Annotated in this window: 17 protein-coding genes and 1 other RNA gene; 12 read left to right on the top strand and 6 right to left on the bottom strand. The window is 48.4% G+C overall.

Annotation, left to right across the window (positions count from 1 at the left end; translation table 11 throughout):
* Window positions 1-42: 42 nt before the first annotated feature.
* Window positions 43-1,566, bottom strand: coding sequence for a threonine ammonia-lyase, biosynthetic (gene ilvA, locus HMPREF2711_RS07770; protein WP_003746790.1), 1,524 nt, complete (start codon window positions 1,564-1,566; stop codon window positions 43-45).
* A gap of 203 nt (window positions 1,567-1,769) precedes the next feature.
* Between ilvA and HMPREF2711_RS07775 the strand changes: the two genes are divergently transcribed.
* Window positions 1,770-2,987 (top strand): D-alanyl-D-alanine carboxypeptidase family protein, encoded by a 1,218-nt coding sequence (locus HMPREF2711_RS07775; RefSeq protein ID WP_003746792.1) that lies wholly within the window; start codon window positions 1,770-1,772, stop codon window positions 2,985-2,987.
* A gap of 105 nt (window positions 2,988-3,092) precedes the next feature.
* Here the strand turns inward: HMPREF2711_RS07775 and HMPREF2711_RS07780 are convergent, their stop codons facing one another.
* From HMPREF2711_RS07780 to HMPREF2711_RS07790, 3 genes are all read right to left on the bottom strand, one after another.
* Window positions 3,093-5,528, bottom strand: a complete 2,436-nt coding sequence (locus tag HMPREF2711_RS07780) for a right-handed parallel beta-helix repeat-containing protein (RefSeq protein ID WP_003746794.1) — start codon at window positions 5,526-5,528, stop codon at window positions 3,093-3,095.
* Window positions 5,529-5,834: 306 nt separating this feature from the next.
* Window positions 5,835-6,095, bottom strand: a complete 261-nt coding sequence (locus tag HMPREF2711_RS07785) for a hypothetical protein (protein ID WP_003746797.1) — start codon at window positions 6,093-6,095, stop codon at window positions 5,835-5,837.
* Window positions 6,096-6,103: 8 nt separating this feature from the next.
* Window positions 6,104-7,732, bottom strand: coding sequence for an ABC-F family ATPase (locus HMPREF2711_RS07790; protein WP_003746799.1), 1,629 nt, complete (start codon window positions 7,730-7,732; stop codon window positions 6,104-6,106).
* 186 nt (window positions 7,733-7,918) lie between these two features.
* On the opposite strand from HMPREF2711_RS07790, the gene HMPREF2711_RS07795 reads away from it, so the two are divergent.
* The 5 genes from HMPREF2711_RS07795 to HMPREF2711_RS07815 all read left to right on the top strand — a co-directional run bounded on the left by HMPREF2711_RS07795 (window position 7,919) and on the right by HMPREF2711_RS07815 (window position 11,588).
* On the top strand, window positions 7,919-8,113 hold the full coding sequence (locus tag HMPREF2711_RS07795) for a hypothetical protein (protein WP_036493670.1): 195 nt from the start codon (window positions 7,919-7,921) through the stop codon (window positions 8,111-8,113).
* Between the two features lie 13 nt (window positions 8,114-8,126).
* Entirely contained in the window at window positions 8,127-8,576 is a 450-nt protein-coding gene (locus HMPREF2711_RS07800) for a DUF4124 domain-containing protein (RefSeq protein WP_003746801.1), read from the top strand.
* A gap of 160 nt (window positions 8,577-8,736) precedes the next feature.
* Window positions 8,737-9,573: a sulfate ABC transporter permease subunit CysT gene (gene cysT, locus HMPREF2711_RS07805; protein ID WP_003746803.1), complete on the top strand. Its 837-nt coding sequence runs from the start codon at window positions 8,737-8,739 to the stop codon at window positions 9,571-9,573.
* 84 nt (window positions 9,574-9,657) lie between these two features.
* Window positions 9,658-10,518: a sulfate ABC transporter permease subunit CysW gene (cysW, locus tag HMPREF2711_RS07810; protein WP_003746805.1), complete on the top strand. Its 861-nt coding sequence runs from the start codon at window positions 9,658-9,660 to the stop codon at window positions 10,516-10,518.
* Window positions 10,515-11,588, top strand: coding sequence for a sulfate/molybdate ABC transporter ATP-binding protein (locus HMPREF2711_RS07815; protein WP_003746808.1), 1,074 nt, complete (start codon window positions 10,515-10,517; stop codon window positions 11,586-11,588). The genes cysW and HMPREF2711_RS07815 overlap by 4 nt, the downstream gene beginning before the upstream one ends.
* Before the next feature lie 54 nt (window positions 11,589-11,642).
* Here the strand turns inward: HMPREF2711_RS07815 and ung are convergent, their stop codons facing one another.
* The gene (gene ung / locus HMPREF2711_RS07820) at window positions 11,643-12,302 is read right to left on the bottom strand and encodes a uracil-DNA glycosylase (RefSeq protein ID WP_003746810.1); all 660 of its coding nucleotides are present in this window, start codon (window positions 12,300-12,302) and stop codon (window positions 11,643-11,645) included.
* A gap of 48 nt (window positions 12,303-12,350) precedes the next feature.
* Here ung and HMPREF2711_RS07825 point away from each other — a divergent pair, with 48 nt between their 5' ends.
* The 6 genes from HMPREF2711_RS07825 (at window position 12,351) to HMPREF2711_RS07850 (ending at window position 17,436) form a co-directional block, all read left to right on the top strand.
* Window positions 12,351-12,776, top strand: a complete 426-nt coding sequence (locus HMPREF2711_RS07825; protein WP_036493673.1) for an NfeD family protein — start codon at window positions 12,351-12,353, stop codon at window positions 12,774-12,776.
* A 9-nt stretch (window positions 12,777-12,785) separates the two neighbouring features.
* Window positions 12,786-13,727 carry an SPFH domain-containing protein gene (locus HMPREF2711_RS07830; RefSeq protein ID WP_003746815.1) on the top strand — a complete coding sequence of 314 codons (942 nt, stop codon included), beginning with the start codon at window positions 12,786-12,788 and terminating at the stop codon, window positions 13,725-13,727.
* 75 nt (window positions 13,728-13,802) lie between these two features.
* On the top strand, window positions 13,803-15,065 hold the full coding sequence (locus tag HMPREF2711_RS07835; protein ID WP_003746817.1) for a multifunctional CCA addition/repair protein: 1,263 nt from the start codon (window positions 13,803-13,805) through the stop codon (window positions 15,063-15,065).
* On the top strand, window positions 15,065-15,676 hold the full coding sequence (locus HMPREF2711_RS07840) for a hypothetical protein (protein ID WP_003746820.1): 612 nt from the start codon (window positions 15,065-15,067) through the stop codon (window positions 15,674-15,676). The genes HMPREF2711_RS07835 and HMPREF2711_RS07840 overlap by 1 nt, the downstream gene beginning before the upstream one ends.
* 63 nt (window positions 15,677-15,739) lie before the next feature.
* A complete protein-coding gene (locus HMPREF2711_RS07845; protein ID WP_003746822.1) occupies window positions 15,740-16,051 on the top strand; it encodes a hypothetical protein in 312 nt (103 codons plus the stop codon).
* A gap of 167 nt (window positions 16,052-16,218) precedes the next feature.
* Window positions 16,219-17,436, top strand: coding sequence for a uracil-xanthine permease family protein (locus HMPREF2711_RS07850; protein ID WP_003746824.1), 1,218 nt, complete (start codon window positions 16,219-16,221; stop codon window positions 17,434-17,436).
* Between the two features lie 120 nt (window positions 17,437-17,556).
* On the opposite strand, the gene ffs is transcribed toward HMPREF2711_RS07850, so the two are convergent.
* Window positions 17,557-17,653: signal recognition particle sRNA small type (gene ffs, locus HMPREF2711_RS07855), an RNA gene on the bottom strand.
* Window positions 17,654-17,906 lie beyond the last annotated feature (253 nt).

Below are 17,906 nucleotides of genomic sequence, written 5' to 3' on the forward strand. Positions count from 1 at the left end.
AAGGCCGTCTGAAAAGTTTCAGACGGCCTTTTATCTTACCGATTAAGCTAGGAAAAGTTTGTAGGCCGGATTGTCAGTTTCTTCTTTATAAACATAACCCAAGCTATCCAAGAAGTCGGCAAAAGCCTCATTGTCGCTTTCAGGTACATCGATACCGACCAAAATACGACCGTAGTCCGCACCATGGTTGCGGTAATGGAATAAAGTAATATTCCACTCGGCACGCATATGGCTCAAGAAACGGGACAACGCACCCGGGCGCTCAGGAAATTCAAAGCTGACCAAACGTTCGTTGGCTACTTTTTCCGTACGGCCGCCGACCATGTAACGGATATGGATTTTGGCGATTTCATCATTGGTCAAATCGACATTGGGCAGGCCTGCTTCAGTCAGTTGTTCACTGATGACGGCCAAGTCTTGCGCACCGGCAGTTTGCAAGCCGACAAAAATATGCGCATTTTTATCACTGCCGTAGCGATAGTTGAACTCAGTAATGTTCCGGCTTCCCAACAAATTGATAAACTTCAGGAAGCTGCCCTTTTCTTCGGGAATGGTAACGGCGAAAATGCCTTCGTTGCCCTCGCCCAGCTCACTGCGCTCCGAAACGTGGCGTAAGCGGTGGAAGTTCATGTTGGCGCCGCTGGTAACGGCAACCAGGTTTTGACCTTGGATATTGTTTTTCGCAACGTAAGCCTTCAGGCCGGCAAGTGCCAATGCGCCCGCAGGCTCGGTAATGCTGCGCGTATCGTCAAAAATATCTTTAATCGCGCCGCACAACATATCCGTATTGACCGTAATAATCTCGTCCAACAGCTCTTTACACAGGCGGAAGGTTTCATCACCGACAACCTTGACCGCCGTGCCGTCTGAAAACAGGCCGACATCTTTCAAATGTACGATTTCCCCTGCTTCTACCGATTGCTTCATACAACAAGAATCATCGGTTTGCACGCCAATCACTTTAATCTCAGGGCAAACCTGTTTGATAAATGCCGCTACGCCTGCTGCCAAACCGCCGCCGCCAATCGGAACAAAAATCGCATTGATATTGCGGTGTTGGCGGAGAATTTCCATGCCGATGGTTCCCTGACCGGCAATCACATCCGGATCATCAAACGGCGCGATATAAGTCAGCTTTTCCTTTTCGGCCAACTCCATCGCATAATCATAGGCATCATTGTAAGACACGCCTTTCAATACCACTTCGCCGCCACGGCTCTTAACTGCGTCAATTTTAATTTTGGGCGTTGTTTCCGGCATCACGATGACGGCGCGGCAACCCAAATACTGCGCCGACAAAGCCACACCCTGCGCATGGTTGCCCGCGCTGGCAGCAATCACGCCGCAATCCAAGGCTTCTTTCGGCAGCTTCGCCATTTTGTTGTACGCGCCGCGGATTTTGAACGAAAACACCGGCTGCAAATCTTCGCGCTTGAGCAAAACCTGATTGTTCAGACGGCCTGACAGACTGCGCGCCAAGTCCAAAGGCGTTTCTATGGCCACATCATAAACGGAAGCGGTCAAAATACGGGTCAGATAATCGGAAAGAGGAAGAGGATGGTTCATGGTATTCAGTGTTCGAAAATAAATTGTCATTCGGCCGAATCGGCCTGAGGAAAAAGTTAAAACCATACCCCTGAGGCCGTCTGAAGGCAAGAAAAATCTTAGCAAAGCCTGAATGAAACGGTATAATGTCCGCTTACTATCTATTTAGTATGCCAAACCGTTTACTCAATAACAGTATCCACCCATATTCAAATCTACAAACAATGATGAAAAAAACGCTACTTAGCTTAATTTTTGCTGCCCTCCTGAATACCCACGCCCTTGCCGCCGACCCGGTTGCCTCCGCACCTGCCGTACAAGGCGAGGCACAGCCGCAGCCATTGTTGCACAGCATCAACAGCCCGACAACGCCGCCGGAAATCGCGGCGACCGCCTACATCGTTACCGACCTGCACAGCAAGCAAACCTTGGCATCCAACAATGCCGACGCGCCTATCGAACCTGCCGCGTTGACACAAATGATGACTGCCTACCTTGCCTTTAAAGCATTAGAAAATGGTACACTTGAAGCAGGCCAAATGCTGACCGTTTCCAATGCCGCATGGAAAGTCGAAGGTTCGCGTATGTTCCTCGACCCCAAAGTGCCTGTCAGCGTCAGCTCCTTAATTAAGGGGACAACCATCCAATCGGCCAACGATGCCGCCATCACCCTTGCAGAAGCCATCGGCAACGGCTCCATCGATGAATTCGTCAAACAAATGAATGAAGAAGCCAAACGCTTGGGCATGAAGCACACCCACTTCAACAACCCGACCGGCATTTCTTCTAACGGCCATGTTTCAACCGTTGGCGACTTGGCTATTTTGGCAGCCGCGCTGATCAACGACTATCCGAAATACTATCCTTTGTTTGCAAACAAATCTTTCAAATACAATAATATCGAGCAGCCCAACCGCAATCTCCTGCTCTATCGCGACAGCAGTATCGATGGTTTGAAAACCGGCTATAGCGAAGGCGCAGGCTACCATCTCGCCGCTTCCAGCAAACGTAACAACCGCCGTATTGTTTCCATCCTTGCCGGTGCCGAATCCACCGAAGCGCGCGCAAGCGAAAGCAGCAAACTGCTCAACTGGTCATTGCAGGCATTTGATACACCTAAACTTTACAACGGCGGAGAAGTGATTTCCCAAGTCAAAGTTTACAAAGGCAGCACCAAAGCCGTAGATATCGGTTTCTTGGACGATGTTTACATTACCATTCCCCACGATACCGGCAAAAACGTCAAACCAATCTTAGAAACGCTTCAGCCCGTCCTCGCCCCGATTGAAAAAGGCCAAGTATTGGGCAAACTGAAAGTCATGAAAGACGGCAAAATCATTGCCGAAAAAGACGTCGTCGCGCTAAACGGTGTGGAAGAAGGCAGCTGGCTGCGCCGTATGTGGGATGCGATTGTGTTGTGGTTTAAAGGTTTATTCAGTTAATGCTCTTCTAAACAATCAACCATAACAAGATAAGCAACAAAAAGGCCGTCTGAAATCTGTTTTCCAGTTTTCAGACGGCCTTTATTTATCCTAAAAGACAGCTAATTAAATGATTCCAGCGTTGGCGGCAGATGCTGCGTCATCATGAACATCAGCCGTATTGACAGACGAGTAGCTCATGCGCTCAGTGTGCGTATTGACGGCTGACAAATGACTGATATTGCCGTTGCCTGACAATCTACCCATCAACTCTTGCAGGCTCAATGTACCTTCATCGAAACGGAAGGTATCAATCACAGCATCAGTTTTACCGGAAATGAACTGATCATTGATGGTTATGCTGTCCCCTTCTGATCCCTTGATGGTAATTTTCCAATCAGTATTGCCTCGAACATCGGTAGCAACATCAATATGCAGGTCATTAACAGAGATATTTTGGCCGAATTGCAGTGCATTATGTTCGCCCACATTATCGATAATCGTATCCTTACCTTCTCCAAGGCTGAAAACATAAGTATCGGCACCCTTGCCGCCTACCAAGTAATCGATTCCTTGTCCGCCGAACAAAACGTCGTCGCCATCACCCCCACTCAAACGGTCATCGCCACTTTCTCCCCATAAGGTATCGTTGCCATTACCTCCATGTACAGAATCATTACCTATACCGCCATTAAGACGATCGTCTCCATCATAGCCGAAAATGACATCATCACCTGAATCACCGTTAATCGTATCATTACCCAAACTACCTCTGATCCGGTCATTGCCATCGCCGCCGCTGACAAGAGCATGGCTGCTGTCCGTAATGGTTATGATGTTATTCTCCCCTAAATGAAGCGAGGCTTGGGTAAGACTATGATCATCTACTTCCGCTACATTTTTTGCAGAATTATTTTCTGCTACCGAAAGGCTGTGATTATTTTCGATGGTCAATGTAGTCTCGTTTACAGACTCCGGAATATTACCTTCTTTAGGATTACGGGTTTTGGTAATTTCTTGATCGGAAAGATTATTCACAATAGTGTTATTTTCAATTTTGATATTTTTGAGTTCTCCCAAAATATCTTTTTTGGGAGTAGCATAATCCCTGCCTTCTTCCAAATCGATAGATCCTTTAACACGACCATATGTATCTGCATTAGTCCCGTTGCTTACCAGTAAATTATCGTGAACGGAAATACCCATATCATTGAAATCAAAATTATGGCTTTTTTTGAATACAGTGTTTAAGCGTACGCCGCCCCAATTAGCATTATCTTTGATAAGGTTATTGGCTACTTCATGACCTTTACCGCCAAAGATGCCAATACCGGCCGCACGCCAGCCTAATTCAACGGTATTATTCAAAAAGCGGTTATTTTCAGCAACATGGGCATTAGTATTTTCATGAATGCTCGACCATGTTGCTAAGCCATCATCACCATTGCCACGGAGATTGGAATTGATAACGGTGGAATTGCTGGTCCCTTGGGCAAAGTTAACGCCATCTGCCAAGTTATTGCGAATAGTGGCATTAGAAATAGTCAAACCATTAGTGTAGTGCATATCAGATGCTGGGGCATAATCACCAATCCAGGCACCTACTTCAAAATGTTCAATTTTGATATCGTGAATCGATGAACCGTTACCCAAGGTACCGGAAATACCTTTATAGTTCGCGCCTTCGTTATAGCGAGAAGTTAAATCCGAATCCATGGAAACATTTCCAAAATCAATTTTGTTGGTGCCGTGTTCAAACACGATACCACCGCCACCTATTTTAGTACTGGTAAAATGCAATTTAGTGTGCCATTGGCCTGCTCCGCTAATTTTTACACCTTCAGGCGCGTAAATGTGCAGTTGTTCACTAAAATCAAATTGACCTTCAGGAATGTAAACAGATTTTTTAGATGCTTTGGCAGATTCAATTGCAGCCATGAATGCTTGGTAATCATCCGAGCCATCATTGGCGACTGCGCCAAAATCAGTAATGCTGACACTGTTTTCAGGCTGTTTAATAGCATCCGGTGCCTTTTCCAAATCAACCAAGTCAATGCCTACGGGCGTGCTGTCGATATTAGTGATGGTAACCTTATCCCCTACCTTGATATTGGCCTCTTTAAATAATTGGCTAACTTCGTCAAATTGGAAACGGGCAAGCCTATCTGCCGCGGGTGTATCATGAACTTTAATATCGCCATCCGGATGATATTTGTAGTTATCCAAATATTGCCAGTTGGATTTGGAAGATAAATCCAAAGTACCGATCACTGTATTATTGACTTTGACTTCTACTTTACCACTTTCACCGTCAGGAACGGTATAACGGACGGTTACGGCATTGGCATCTGCTTGCGCAATAAATGAAACGGACGCATTGGTCGGCAAATCAACATATGCCTGACCGCTTGCTTCACGGACAGTTGCGTGTTCTGCCTCTGAAGAAGGGGCATTTTTAACAACACCGTTTTTCAGTTCACCTTGTTCTGCCTCATAAGTCGTATAGCCAAGTTTGGCACCATATTGAGAGGCATTGGGTACTACTGTTTTAATGTTTACCATTTAATATATTCCTTCAAAAATATCGTAATATTGAGTTATTATTTTGCAAAAAAGCTTTTATTAGTCATAATTTTGGCATAAAAGTTCAATATGATATTGTTTAATTTTGAAAAGAAAATGCCGTCTGAAAATATAGAAATTTTCAGACGGCATCTCAATGCCTTATTAGATTGTGGGTAAAGATTTAAGCCATACTTTTTCTCCAGATAGCTTTCAATTGCCTGTTTATATTCAGATGTATCATTCAATCCAATGATTCATATGGATATTTTCTTCTAGCAAGTACATACTATCTAGAACCTTAATTTACTGTGACTTATCCTTTTGCCATGCTTTGTATGAACGAATGGCTAAAATCAGGCAGGCAATCCAAATTATGCCCAAGAAGCCCCAAACGCCGGTTGCACCAAACTCATTAAATAACCAAGCCACTGCTCGGCCTTTACGAGAAGCATGTTCAGTGTCGACAACATTTACAGCGTCTCCAAGCGTAATGTACCAGCCCAGTACAGGCAACACGATTAGCGCAAGCAGGTTTTGCAGTAGTTTTTTAAGGTTTGCATTCATGCTATTTCCTACACAATTCCTTTTTTCTCCAGATAGCTTTCGTAATCGCCCAAGTAGTGTTCATATCCGCCTTTGCCATCCAATTCAATGATTTGGGTAGCCAGCGAAGATACAAACTGGCGGTCGTGTGATACGAAAATCAGCGTGCCGTTGTATTTTTCCAGCGCCATGTTCAAGGATTCGATGCTTTCCATGTCCATGTGGTTGGTCGGTTCGTCCATGACCAAGACATTGGGTTTCAACAGCAACAGTTTACCGTAAAGCATACGGCCTTTTTCACCACCGGAAAGAACCTTCACTTTTTTCACGACATCGTTGCTGCCGAAGAGCAAGCGGCCCAAAGTGCCGCGGATGACTTGTTCGTCATCGCCTTCCTGGCCCCATTGACGCATCCATTCAGTCAAATCCATATCAACGTCGAAGTCGTTTTCATGGTCTTGCGGATAGTAGCCGACACTGGCTTTTTCCGCCCATTTGATGGTGCCTTCGTCCGGCAACAGGCCGTCTGAATATTCGGGGTTGTACGCGCCGGCCAAAAGTTTCAGCAGGGTAGATTTACCTGCGCCGTTCGGGCCGATGATGGCGAGGCGTTGACCGGCTTCAAGGATAAAGTTCAGGTTTTTAAACAACTGGGTTTCAAAACGTTTGGCCAGTTTTTCAACTTCCACTGCCTGACGGTGCAACTTGGCTTTTTCGTCGGCTTCAAAACGGATATACGGGTTTTGACGGGTAGAAGGTTTGACTTCAACCATTTCCGATTTGATTTTGTCGGCCTGTTTCAGACGGCTGGTTGCCTGACGGGCTTTGGATTTGTTGGCAGAGAAGCGTGCGACGAACTCTTGCAGCTCTTGCAGTTTCTCTTTGGCTTTGGCGTTGTCTTTCAGGGCGCGCTCACGCGATTGGGCGGAAGCGAGCATATAGTCGTCGTAGTTGCCCGGATAGATGGTGATGGTGTTGTAGTCCAAATCCGCCATGTGGGTGCAGACTTCGTTCAAGAAGTGACGGTCGTGCGAGATGATGATCATGGTGGAATCGTATTGGTTCAACACGCCTTCCAACCAACGGATGGTATTAATGTCCAAGTTATTGGTCGGTTCGTCCAAGAGCAATACATCAGGTTTGGAGAACAGGGCTTGCGCCAGCAATACGCGCAATTTGAAGCCAGGGGCGACTTCCGCCATGGTCGCATTGTGCAAATCTTCGGAAATGCCCACGCCGCTCAATAGCTCGGCAGCACGCGCTTCGGCAGTGTAGCCGTCGTATTCAGCGAACTTGGCTTCCAGTTCGGCGGCTTTCATGTAGTCGTCTTCGGTGGCTTCGGGATTGGCGTAAATCGCATCACGCTCGGTCATCGCCGCCCACATTTCTGTATGACCCATCATCACCACATCCAGCACGCGCATGTCTTCGTAGGCAAACTGGTCTTGACGCAATTTACCCAAACGTACGCCGTTTTCAATCGCCACTTCGCCGGCAGTCTGTTCCAAATCGCCGCCGAGGATTTTCATGAAAGTGGATTTACCCGAACCGTTGGCGCCGATCAAGCCATAACGGTTGCCTTCGCCGAATTTGACGGATACGTTTTCAAACAGCGGCTTTGCGCCGAACTGCATGGTGATGCCGTTGGTAGAAATCATTATTCGTAAAACCTTTATAAATAGAATGTTATAATCGGACGCGATTGTAGCATATTTTTGCAAAGACCTCAGGATTGAGGCCATGGCAAATGTGCCCAATACCTGATGCAAGATGAAAACAGGCAACGCTTCGCGCCAAAACGCGTTGTAGTCAGCATCTTAGGCCGTCTGAAACGGAGAAACGATATGGAAACGCACAAAATCTATTACGCCGTGATTATTTTGGTATGTGCCGCCTCCATGCTGCTCAGCCCGTTTTTCTATATCCGCCGCACGCGCTCAGGCTCCGAATTGCGGCGCGCGCCCAGACAGTGGAAACCCATCCTCTTCGCCAACATCATCATGATTGCGGCTTTGTTTGTTTGGTGGAAATGGTTTTAAGGAAAAATAAAAAATGAACAAAATCTGGATCAGCACATTACTGCTCGCTTTGACAACTGCGGTTTCCGCCGCGCCTATTTTTGAATGTACCGATTCTGCCGGCCGCAAAGTCTATACCCAAGCCGGCGGCAAAAACTGCAAAGCCAGCAATATTGGCAAACCGTCCGTATATACTTCTGCGCCTGTTTCAACACCGGTAACGCCGACTTCCCCAAGCAAAACCGAGCAAGCGGAAGAAGCTGTCGCACAGGTCAATCCGGCTGACGTCGGCGCAGCCAAGCGTGCTTTGGATACCGCTAAGAAAAATTTGGAAGAAGGCAAAAAAGTGCGTTATGGCAATGAACGCAACTATGCCCGCTATCTCGAACGGATCAACGGTTTGGAAAAAGCCGTCCGCTCGGCTCAGGAAAACTACGATGCAGCGCAACGCCAGCCTGCCTCTCAAGATCCTGTTGCCTATTGATACTTACCACACCAGCAAGGCCGTCTGAAATATGATGTTCAGACGGCCTTTTCATGTCTTCAATATAACAAAATCGTCTTTATACCAAACAAAGCATTCTTTCCAGTTTCCAGACGGCCTTGTTAAAGTAAGCGCGTATTAAATTTTGACGGTTGCCATTATGTTGTTACTCAAAACGCCTTCTGTATTGCCGGGTTTCAAGCTCAGCCTGGGTTTGACGGTTTTATGCCTGTCGCTTTTGGTGGTTTTGCCGTTTGCCATGATGGCGGCCAAAGCGGCGGAAATAGGCTGGAGCGGATTTTGGAACACAATTACCGAACCCAATGTCTTAGCGGCCGTCTGGCTGAGCTTGCGGATGTCGTTTTATGCGATGTTGACCAATATCGTATTCGGTACATTGGTTGCCTGGGTATTGGTACGCTATGAATTTCCGGGCAAAGGATTAGTAAACGCTTTGGTCGATTTGCCGTTTGCGCTGCCGACAGCGGTAACAGGCATTGCGTTGGCAACCCTATATGCGCCCAATGGCTGGATAGGCCGTTTTTTCGAGCCTTTGGGCATCAAAATCGCCTTTACGCCTACCGGCATCTGGATTGCGCTGATTGTCGTCAGCCTGCCCTTTATCGTCCGCGCCGTGCAGCCGGTATTGGAAGAATTGTCGGGCGAGTATGAAGAAGCGGCGGCAACTTTGGGCGCAAGTCGTTGGACTACGTTCCGCCGCGTCCTTTTGCCTGAAATCACACCGGCACTGTTGACCGGTGCAGGCATGATGTTTGCCCGCTCTACCGGCGAATACGGCTCGGTTATCTTTATCGCAGGCAATATTCCAATGGTGTCTGAAATCCTACCCTTGATTATTACCGGCAAACTGGAGCAATACGATGCTCAGGGCGCGTCTGTCGTTGCTCTGTTTATGCTGATGATTTCGTTTGTCATCCTGCTGATTTTAAACATCATGCAATGGACTTTAAGCCGCCGCGCCGGAGCGAGGGTTTAACAAACAACAGGCCGTCTGAAACATTAAGCAAACATTTTTCAGACGGCCCAAACAGATACAAGAATAAATCGAGACTACCCTACCATGAAAACCCATTCCACCAATCCAAATTTGAGCGAACCGCGTTGGCTGCGCGTATTGCTGACCGCTACCGCCTTGGGCTTTCTGCTGCTGATGCTGGTCGTGCCTTTGGTTGCCGTATTCTATGAAGCCTTAAAAGGCGGTTGGGATTTGTACCTGCAATCTCTGACCGATCCCGAAGCTTGGTCTGCCATCAAATTGACGCTGATTACCGCGCTGATTGTCGTTCCCATCAATGCCGTATTGGGCGTGGCGATGGCGTGGCTGCTGACCCGTTTCGACTTCCGCGGCAAGCAGTTGCTGACCACCCTGCTCGATTTGCCGTTTTCCGTGTCGCCCGTGGTGGCCGGTTTGATGTTCGTCTTATTGTTCGGTGCACACACGGTGTTGGGCGGCTGGCTTGAAGCGCAAGGCATACAGATTATCTTCGCCATCCCCGGCATTATTTTGGCGACGCTGTTCGTTACTTTCCCCTTTGTCGCGCGCGAAATCATTCCTTTAATGCAGGCGCAGGGCGACAGCGAAGAACAGGCTGCCTTGATACTCGGCGCAAACGGCTGGCAGATGTTTTGGCGCGTTACCCTGCCCAACATCAAATGGGCGCTGCTCTACGGCATCATTCTTACCAACGCCCGCGCGATGGGCGAGTTTGGCGCGGTCAGCGTGGTATCGGGGCACATTCGCGGCGAAACCAACACCATCCCGCTTTTGGTCGAAATCTTCTACAACGAATACAACTTCACCGGCGCATTCGCCCTCTCCGGCGTATTGGCACTTTTAGCCTTGGCCACCTTGCTGGTGCAAAACATCATTACCAAATTACAAGATAAAAAACTCGCCGCCGCCGAAAGGAACGCAGCATGAGCATCACTATTCAAAACTTAAACAAACACTTCGGCAGTTTCCACGCGCTGAAAAACATCAACCTCAACGTCCCCACCGGCAAACTCGTTTCCCTGCTCGGCCCTTCCGGCTGCGGCAAAACCACGCTCCTGCGCATCATCGCCGGACTGGAAAACGCCGACGGCGGCGACATCCTCTTTGACGGCCAAGACGTCACCGCCAAGCATGTGCGCGAGCGCAAAGTCGGTTTCGTGTTCCAACACTACGCCCTCTTCCGCCACATGAACGTGTTTGACAACGTCGCCTTCGGTTTGACCGTATTGCCCAAGTCCGAACGCCCGTCCAAAGAACAAATCCGCACCAAAGTCGAAGAATTGCTCAAACTCGTGCAACTCTCGCATTTGGCAAAATCCTATCCGCACCAGCTCTCCGGCGGCCAACGCCAACGCATCGCCCTTGCCCGTGCCCTCGCCGTCGAACCGAAACTCCTGCTTTTGGACGAACCCTTCGGCGCGCTGGATGCCAAAGTGCGCAAAGAATTACGCACCTGGCTACGCGACATCCATCACAACCTAGGCGTAACCAGCATTCTGGTGACGCACGACCAAGAAGAAGCCCTCGAAGTTTCCGACGAAATCGTCGTCATGAACCACGGCCAAATCGAACAAACCGGCAGCGCCGAAGCCATTTACCGCAAACCCGAAAACGCCTTCGTTACCGAGTTCCTCGGCGAAACCGACGCATTTGAAGGACGCATCGAAAAAGGCATCTGGCACTACCACGGCTTCGAATGGAAATTGGATGCGCAATACAAATGGCAGGAACAAACCGCCATCGGCTATATCCGCCCGCACGAATGGCAGCTTGCCGCCGAAAACGAAACGCCGATGATTCGTGCCAAAATCGAAAAAATCCACGCCGTCGGCGCATTGACGCATATTCTGGTGAAGCACGACAAACAAGACGTGCATATCACGCTGGCTGGCAGCGATGCTGCGCGTTACCAAATCGCCGAAGGCAAAGAATTAAATCTGATTCCGAAACAGGTTTATGTCTTTTCTCAAAACGAGCTGATTGAATATTCGATTTGAGACCAAATCATAAGGCCGTCTGAAAATCTGCTTTCAGACGGCCTTTCAGCTTATTTAAACCTGCCAATCAATCGGCTCTAAACCATTTGCCTGCAAATAAGCGTTTGCCTGCGAAAAATGTTTGCAGCCGAAAAAGCCGCGATACGCCGACAAGGGCGAAGGATGTGGCGCGGTCAGCACCAAATGACGGTTGCGGTCGATAAACGCGCCTTTCTTCTGCGCATGGCTGCCCCACAACATAAAGACTAAATGCTCGCGCTCCTTATCCAATTGTCGGATGACTTCATCGGTAAACGCCTCCCAACCGAATGTCGCATGGGAATGCGCCACACCGGCACGGACAGTCAACACCGTGTTCAACAGCAATACGCCCTGTTCCGCCCAATGCTGCAAATAGCCGTGTTGCGGAATCTGAAATCCCTCAATATCCGTCGCCAGCTCTTTATAAATATTGACCAACGACGGCGGCACCGCAATTTCGGGTTGCACGGAAAACGCCAAACCATGCGCCTGACCCGCGCCGTGATACGGGTCTTGCCCCAAAATCACAACCTTTACACTTCCGAACTCTGTCGTCCGAAAGGCATTGAATACATCGCGCTCAGGCGGATAAACGGTTATCCCCGCCTGCCTTTCGTGGCGAACCTTCTCCAAAATCGTTTGAAAATACGCCTTTTCTTTTTCCGTACCAATCGCCTCGTGCCAAGTTTGCATTATTTGCCGCTCCGTTTTTGAATGGACTTATTATAAAGGATATGCCGCATAACGATATGGTTTGTTGCCGCCACCGTTGTTCTGATTGTCGAATTGTTTATCGGAACGGTTTATCTTTTGGTTGTCAGCGTAGCGCTGGCCGCCGCCGGCATCATGTACGGATTAAGCGGACACTTCTCTACCGCCGTTTTGACCGCCGCCATCATCAGCGCACTCAGTATCTGGCTGGTACACGGCCGTCTGAAAAACCGCTTGACTCCCCAAGCTCTCAACGATGATTTGGATATTGGGCAAAACGTCCGTATCCTACGCCACCTGCATGACAATATTTACGAAGTCGCCTACCGCGGTACACACTGGCAAGCACAAGCCGAACGGCCTCAAGATACTTTTCAGACGGCCTCAAGCGCAGTCATTACTGCCAAAAACGGTAATCTTCTGATTATCCGCACACTCTCCCAACCATCATCATAAGGAAACATTATGGAATTTCTGCTCAGCCTCCCCGTCCTCATCCTCATCGTTGTTGTTGTTTTTGGTTTCAAATCCTTTATCGTTGTACCGCAACAGGAAGTTTATGTAGTCGAACGATTAGGCCGTTTTCACAAAGCGCTGACTGCAGGCCTGAACATCCTTATCCCATTTATCGACCGTGTCGCCTATCGTCATTCGCTGAAAGAAGTTCCTTTGGATGTTCCCAGCCAAGTCTGTATTACCCGCGACAACACCCAGCTGACCGTGGACGGCATTATCTACTTCCAAGTTACCGATCCTAAACTCGCTTCATATGGTTCCAGCAACTACATCATGGCGATTACCCAGCTTGCACAGACAACTTTGCGCTCTGTCATCGGCCGTATGGAATTGGATAAAACCTTTGAAGAACGCGACGAAATCAACAGCATTGTTGTTGCTGCTTTGGACGAAGCGGCAGGCGCATGGGGCGTGAAAGTCTTGCGTTACGAAATCAAAGACTTGGTTCCTCCGCAAGAAATCCTCCGCTCAATGCAGGCACAAATTACCGCCGAACGTGAAAAACGCGCGCGCATTGCCGAATCCGAAGGCCGTAAAATCGAGCAGATCAACCTTGCCAGCGGTCAGCGCGAAGCAGAAATCCAACAATCCGAAGGTGAAGCGCAAGCCGCCATCAACGCATCAAACGGTGAAAAAATCGCCCGCATCAACCGCGCACAAGGTGAAGCCGAAGCCAACGCCGACGCCATCCGCAAAATCGCCGAGGCTGTCCGCTCCGAGGGCGGTGCTGAAGCCGTTAACCTGAAAGTTGCCGAGCAATACGTTGCCGCCTTCAGCAATTTGGCTAAAGAAAGCAACACGCTGATTATGCCTGCCAACGTTGCCGACATCGGCAGCTTGGTCTCCGCCGGTTTGAAAATCATCGACGGCAACAAGCCTAAAGCGTCATAATAGCATTCTGAATCAGGCCGTCTGAAAAACCAATACGGCTTTTCAGACGGCCTTTTTATATCGTTCAATTTTTATATGAATACACAAACCATAAAAACCTATCTTGTCGGCGGCGCCGTCCGCGACCATCTTTTAGGCCTGCCCGTCAAAGACCGCGACTGGGTGATCGTCGGTGCAGATGCGCAAACCATGTTGGCTCAAGGCTATCAACCTGTCGGCAAGGATTTTCCCGTCTTTCTCCATCCGGACAGCCACGAAGAATACGCCCTCGCCCGTACCGAGCGCAAAACCGCCAAAGGCTATGCCGGATTCAGCTTTCATGCCGATAAAGACGTTACGCTGGAACAAGACCTGATGCGCCGCGACCTGACCATCAATGCCATGGCTCAGGATTCAGACGGCACGATCATCGATCCCTTTGGCGGACAACAAGACTTAGCGGACGGCATCCTGCGCCACGTTTCGCCCGCCTTTGCCGAAGATCCCGTGCGTATTTTGCGTATCGCCCGTTTTGCCGCGCGTTATGGGTTTCAAATTGCCGATGAAACCATGTCGCTGATGCGGCAAATGGTAGAAAACGGCGAAGCGGATGCCTTGGTTGCCGAACGCGTCTGGCAGGAATTGGCCAAAGGCTTGATGGAGAAAAACCCGCGCAAAATGATTGAAGTTTTACGCGAATGCGGCGCACTCAAAGTCTTGCTGCCCGAGCTTGACGCCCTTTTCGGCGTACCGCAACGCGCCGACTATCATCCCGAAATCGACAGCGGTATCCATACACTGATGGTTGTACAACGGGCCGCCGAAATGAATCTGTCCCTCGCCGAACGCTATGCCGCCTTATTGCACGACTTGGGCAAGGCAAAAACACCGGCCGATATCCTGCCGAAACACTACGAACACGACATCAATGGTGTCGAACCCGTCCGCGAAGTCAATCAACGCCTGCGCGCGCCCAAACACTGCGCCGAGCTTGCCGAACTCGTCTGCCGCTGGCACATCATGTTCCACCAAGTCGGGCAGTTCAAAAGCAAAACCATTTTGAAGGTTTTGAAAAAAACCGACGCATTCCGCCGCCCAGAACGTTTTCAGACAGCCTTAAACGTCTGCATGGCCGACAAACAAGGCCGTCTGAACCTTGAAGCCACCCCCTATCCGCAACGCGAACACTGGCTGGCTTTACTTGAAGCTGCCAACCAAGTAAATGCAGGCAAAATCGCCGCCGAGTGCCGCGCACAAGGCAAGGCCCATTTAATTACCGAACACATCGATCATGCCCGCTTGGCGCAAATTACACCGCTGCAAAAAGCGTATCAGGCGGACAAATTAGGAGGCTATTGATGACATCTTCGCGTTATAAAATCAAACAAACACCAAGCAAAATTACCTTGTCAGCAAAAATTATTCGAAACCGCCTCAAACTTCTATTAACTTGTAGAGATCTTGTAATCTTACTATTGATATTGGCAAACATTCCAAATTTAAACTTTGAATCAGCATTTAATATCATACTCCTTATATTTTTGGGTCTGCTTTTTTGCCAAGGTATTTATGACTTACTGTGGCAACTTTTTGGACAAGAACATATTCATGTTCAAAATGGGATACTTTCACATCAATTCACGCTATTTGGATTGGGAAAATGTAGAAAATTTTCACTCGTAGAAATATCGCAATGGCAGCCACATGAGAACTATGCAAATACAGAAAACACTAAAATCACACTACATAATTATTTGAGCCAGAGAAGAAATAAATCCATCATCTCCAGCCCCTTACGAAAACCAAATAGCAAACAAGGTGCATGGTCATTTGTTTATCATGGGGAAACCATACACATCGGTGAATTTTTTTATAGCAAAGATTGCCAAGCAATTAACTCGAAATTAAACAGCTTAATGCCCAAAAAAGCCAAAACAGAGACACTTTTCAAACCAGAAAACGACCTTTAAAACAATCACCACAATATCCGCTATAATCTGCATCTTGACCATCTTATTTCAACAATAAAAATCATGACCATCCAGACCGATTTACTTCACAAAAAAATCAGCAATGAAGATTATCAACGCCTCATTGTCAAACACAGCGAATCTTTCAGCGACGGCGAAATCCGCCTATTGAATGAGATTTTGGAAAAATTTGAATTCGATGTCGTACAGGCGCAGGCATTGGCGCAAGCCGTGATGCAGCAGGTGCGCTTTGACCCCAACGCCTACCATATCGACAGCGACGACGAAGACACCACAGGCATCTGCCCCCACTGCATCAATCCGCCCATGCCGCCCCTGCGTGATTATCTGGTTTGGCGCGAAACACGCGGCTAAAAATTTTCCTAATCGATTTTGATAAATTACTAACCATTCGCTATCGAATAAGGCCGTCTGAACAGGTGTCATCGTTACATCTGTTCAGACGGCCTTTTGTAAATAAATGTTCACAATTAGGATAAATCAGTATAATCTGCGCCGTTTGAATTTTCTTCGGAGCTTTTATGAATCAGCTTAAAACGGCGATAGCCGGTGCGCAGATTTTGTTTGTCGCATTCGGTGCTATGGTGCTTGTGCCGCTTCTGACGGGACTGAACCCGGCTTTGGCATTATTGGGCGCAGGCTTGGGCACGTTGTTGTTCCAATTGGTTACCAAACGTAAAGTGCCGATTTTTCTCGGCTCTTCTTTTGCCTTTATTGCACCGATTATCTACTCCATTGGAGAATGGGGCTTGCCTTCTACCATGTTCGGTCTGTTTGCGGCAGGTTTCATGTACTTCGTCTTTGCCGCTCTGATCAGATGGCGCGGTCTGGATGCGGTACACAAGCTGTTGCCGCCCGTGGTTATCGGCCCCGTGATTATGGTAATCGGCTTGTCTGTGGCCGCTGCAGCCAGCAGCATGGCCATGGGTCAATCAGGCGGCAAGCAGGTCATCGACTATATCGACTCGCTGATTCTGTCCGGCTTTACCTTTGCGGTAACCGTCATTGTTTCTGTCTTCGGCAGCAAAATGATGAAGCTGATTCCGATTCTAATCGGCGTGGCTTCCGGCTATGTGTTGGCTTTAATCATGGGCTTGGTCGACACCGGCACCATCATCAACGCTCCTTGGTTTGCCGTCCCTCATTTTGAAACGCCTCAAGTCAACTGGCAGGCTGCCTTGTTTATGTTGCCTGTTGCCATCGCCCCGGCCATTGAACACATCGGCGGCATTATGGCCATCGGTAATGTAACCGGCAAAAACTATACCAAAGACCCGGGCTTGGACAAAACCCTCGCCGGCGACGGCCTGGGCGTATGCGTGGCCGGTTTGATCGGCGGCCCTCCTGTAACCACTTACGGCGAAGTAACCGGCGCGGTGATGATTACCAAAAACAGCAACCCCGTCATCATGACTTGGGCGGCAATTTTTGCGATTTGCATGGCGTTTTTCGGTAAATTTAACGCGTTTTTGGCTTCGATCCCCATGCCGGTTATGGGCGGCATTATGTTGCTGCTGTTCGGCACTATCGCCTCTTTGGGCATCAAAACATTGATTGATGCGAAAGTCGATTTGATGCAGCCGAAAGACCTGGTTATCGTCAGCTCCGTATTGACCACCGGTATCGGCGGCATGATTATCAAAGTAGGTACTTTGAGCTTCGCCGGTGTAGGTTTGTGCGCCGTATTGGCCATTATCCTGAACTGTGTTTTGCCCAATACAAAATCAGAAGAAGCATAAATAGTTTGCTCATAAACTCAAAGGCCGTCTGAAAATGAGATTTCAGACGGCCTTTTGATCATTACGCTTTATATAATGAAAAATGCCGGAGACTCAATCATCTCCGGCATTTTTGAATAAGGTGGCGAGCCGAACCCCCGGCACTGGCTCATCAGAGTGGGCTGCTGGCTTCCGCCCCTGACCCGGTGCTCCGAATTACCATGCGGGGAGACCCGCCGTAGAAGAAACGCATTATAGCGGTTTTACAGAAAAACTCAAGCGATAAAATCTGTCAGGCCGTCTGAAAACCATCTGCATGACAAGATTGTAAACAAAATTACCTAGTTGAAAATCATTCGCATTGAAATGTTTATCGTCTTTTGCATTGAAAAATATCGAAAATTACACTACATTAACACATCACGCCATTAAGAAGAAATCGTATTTTTCAGACGGCCTTTAATATAAAAACATTATACCTATCAACGGAA

The organism is Neisseria sp. HMSC070A01, assembly GCF_001810165.1.
Taxonomy (GTDB): Bacteria; Pseudomonadota; Gammaproteobacteria; order Burkholderiales; family Neisseriaceae; genus Neisseria.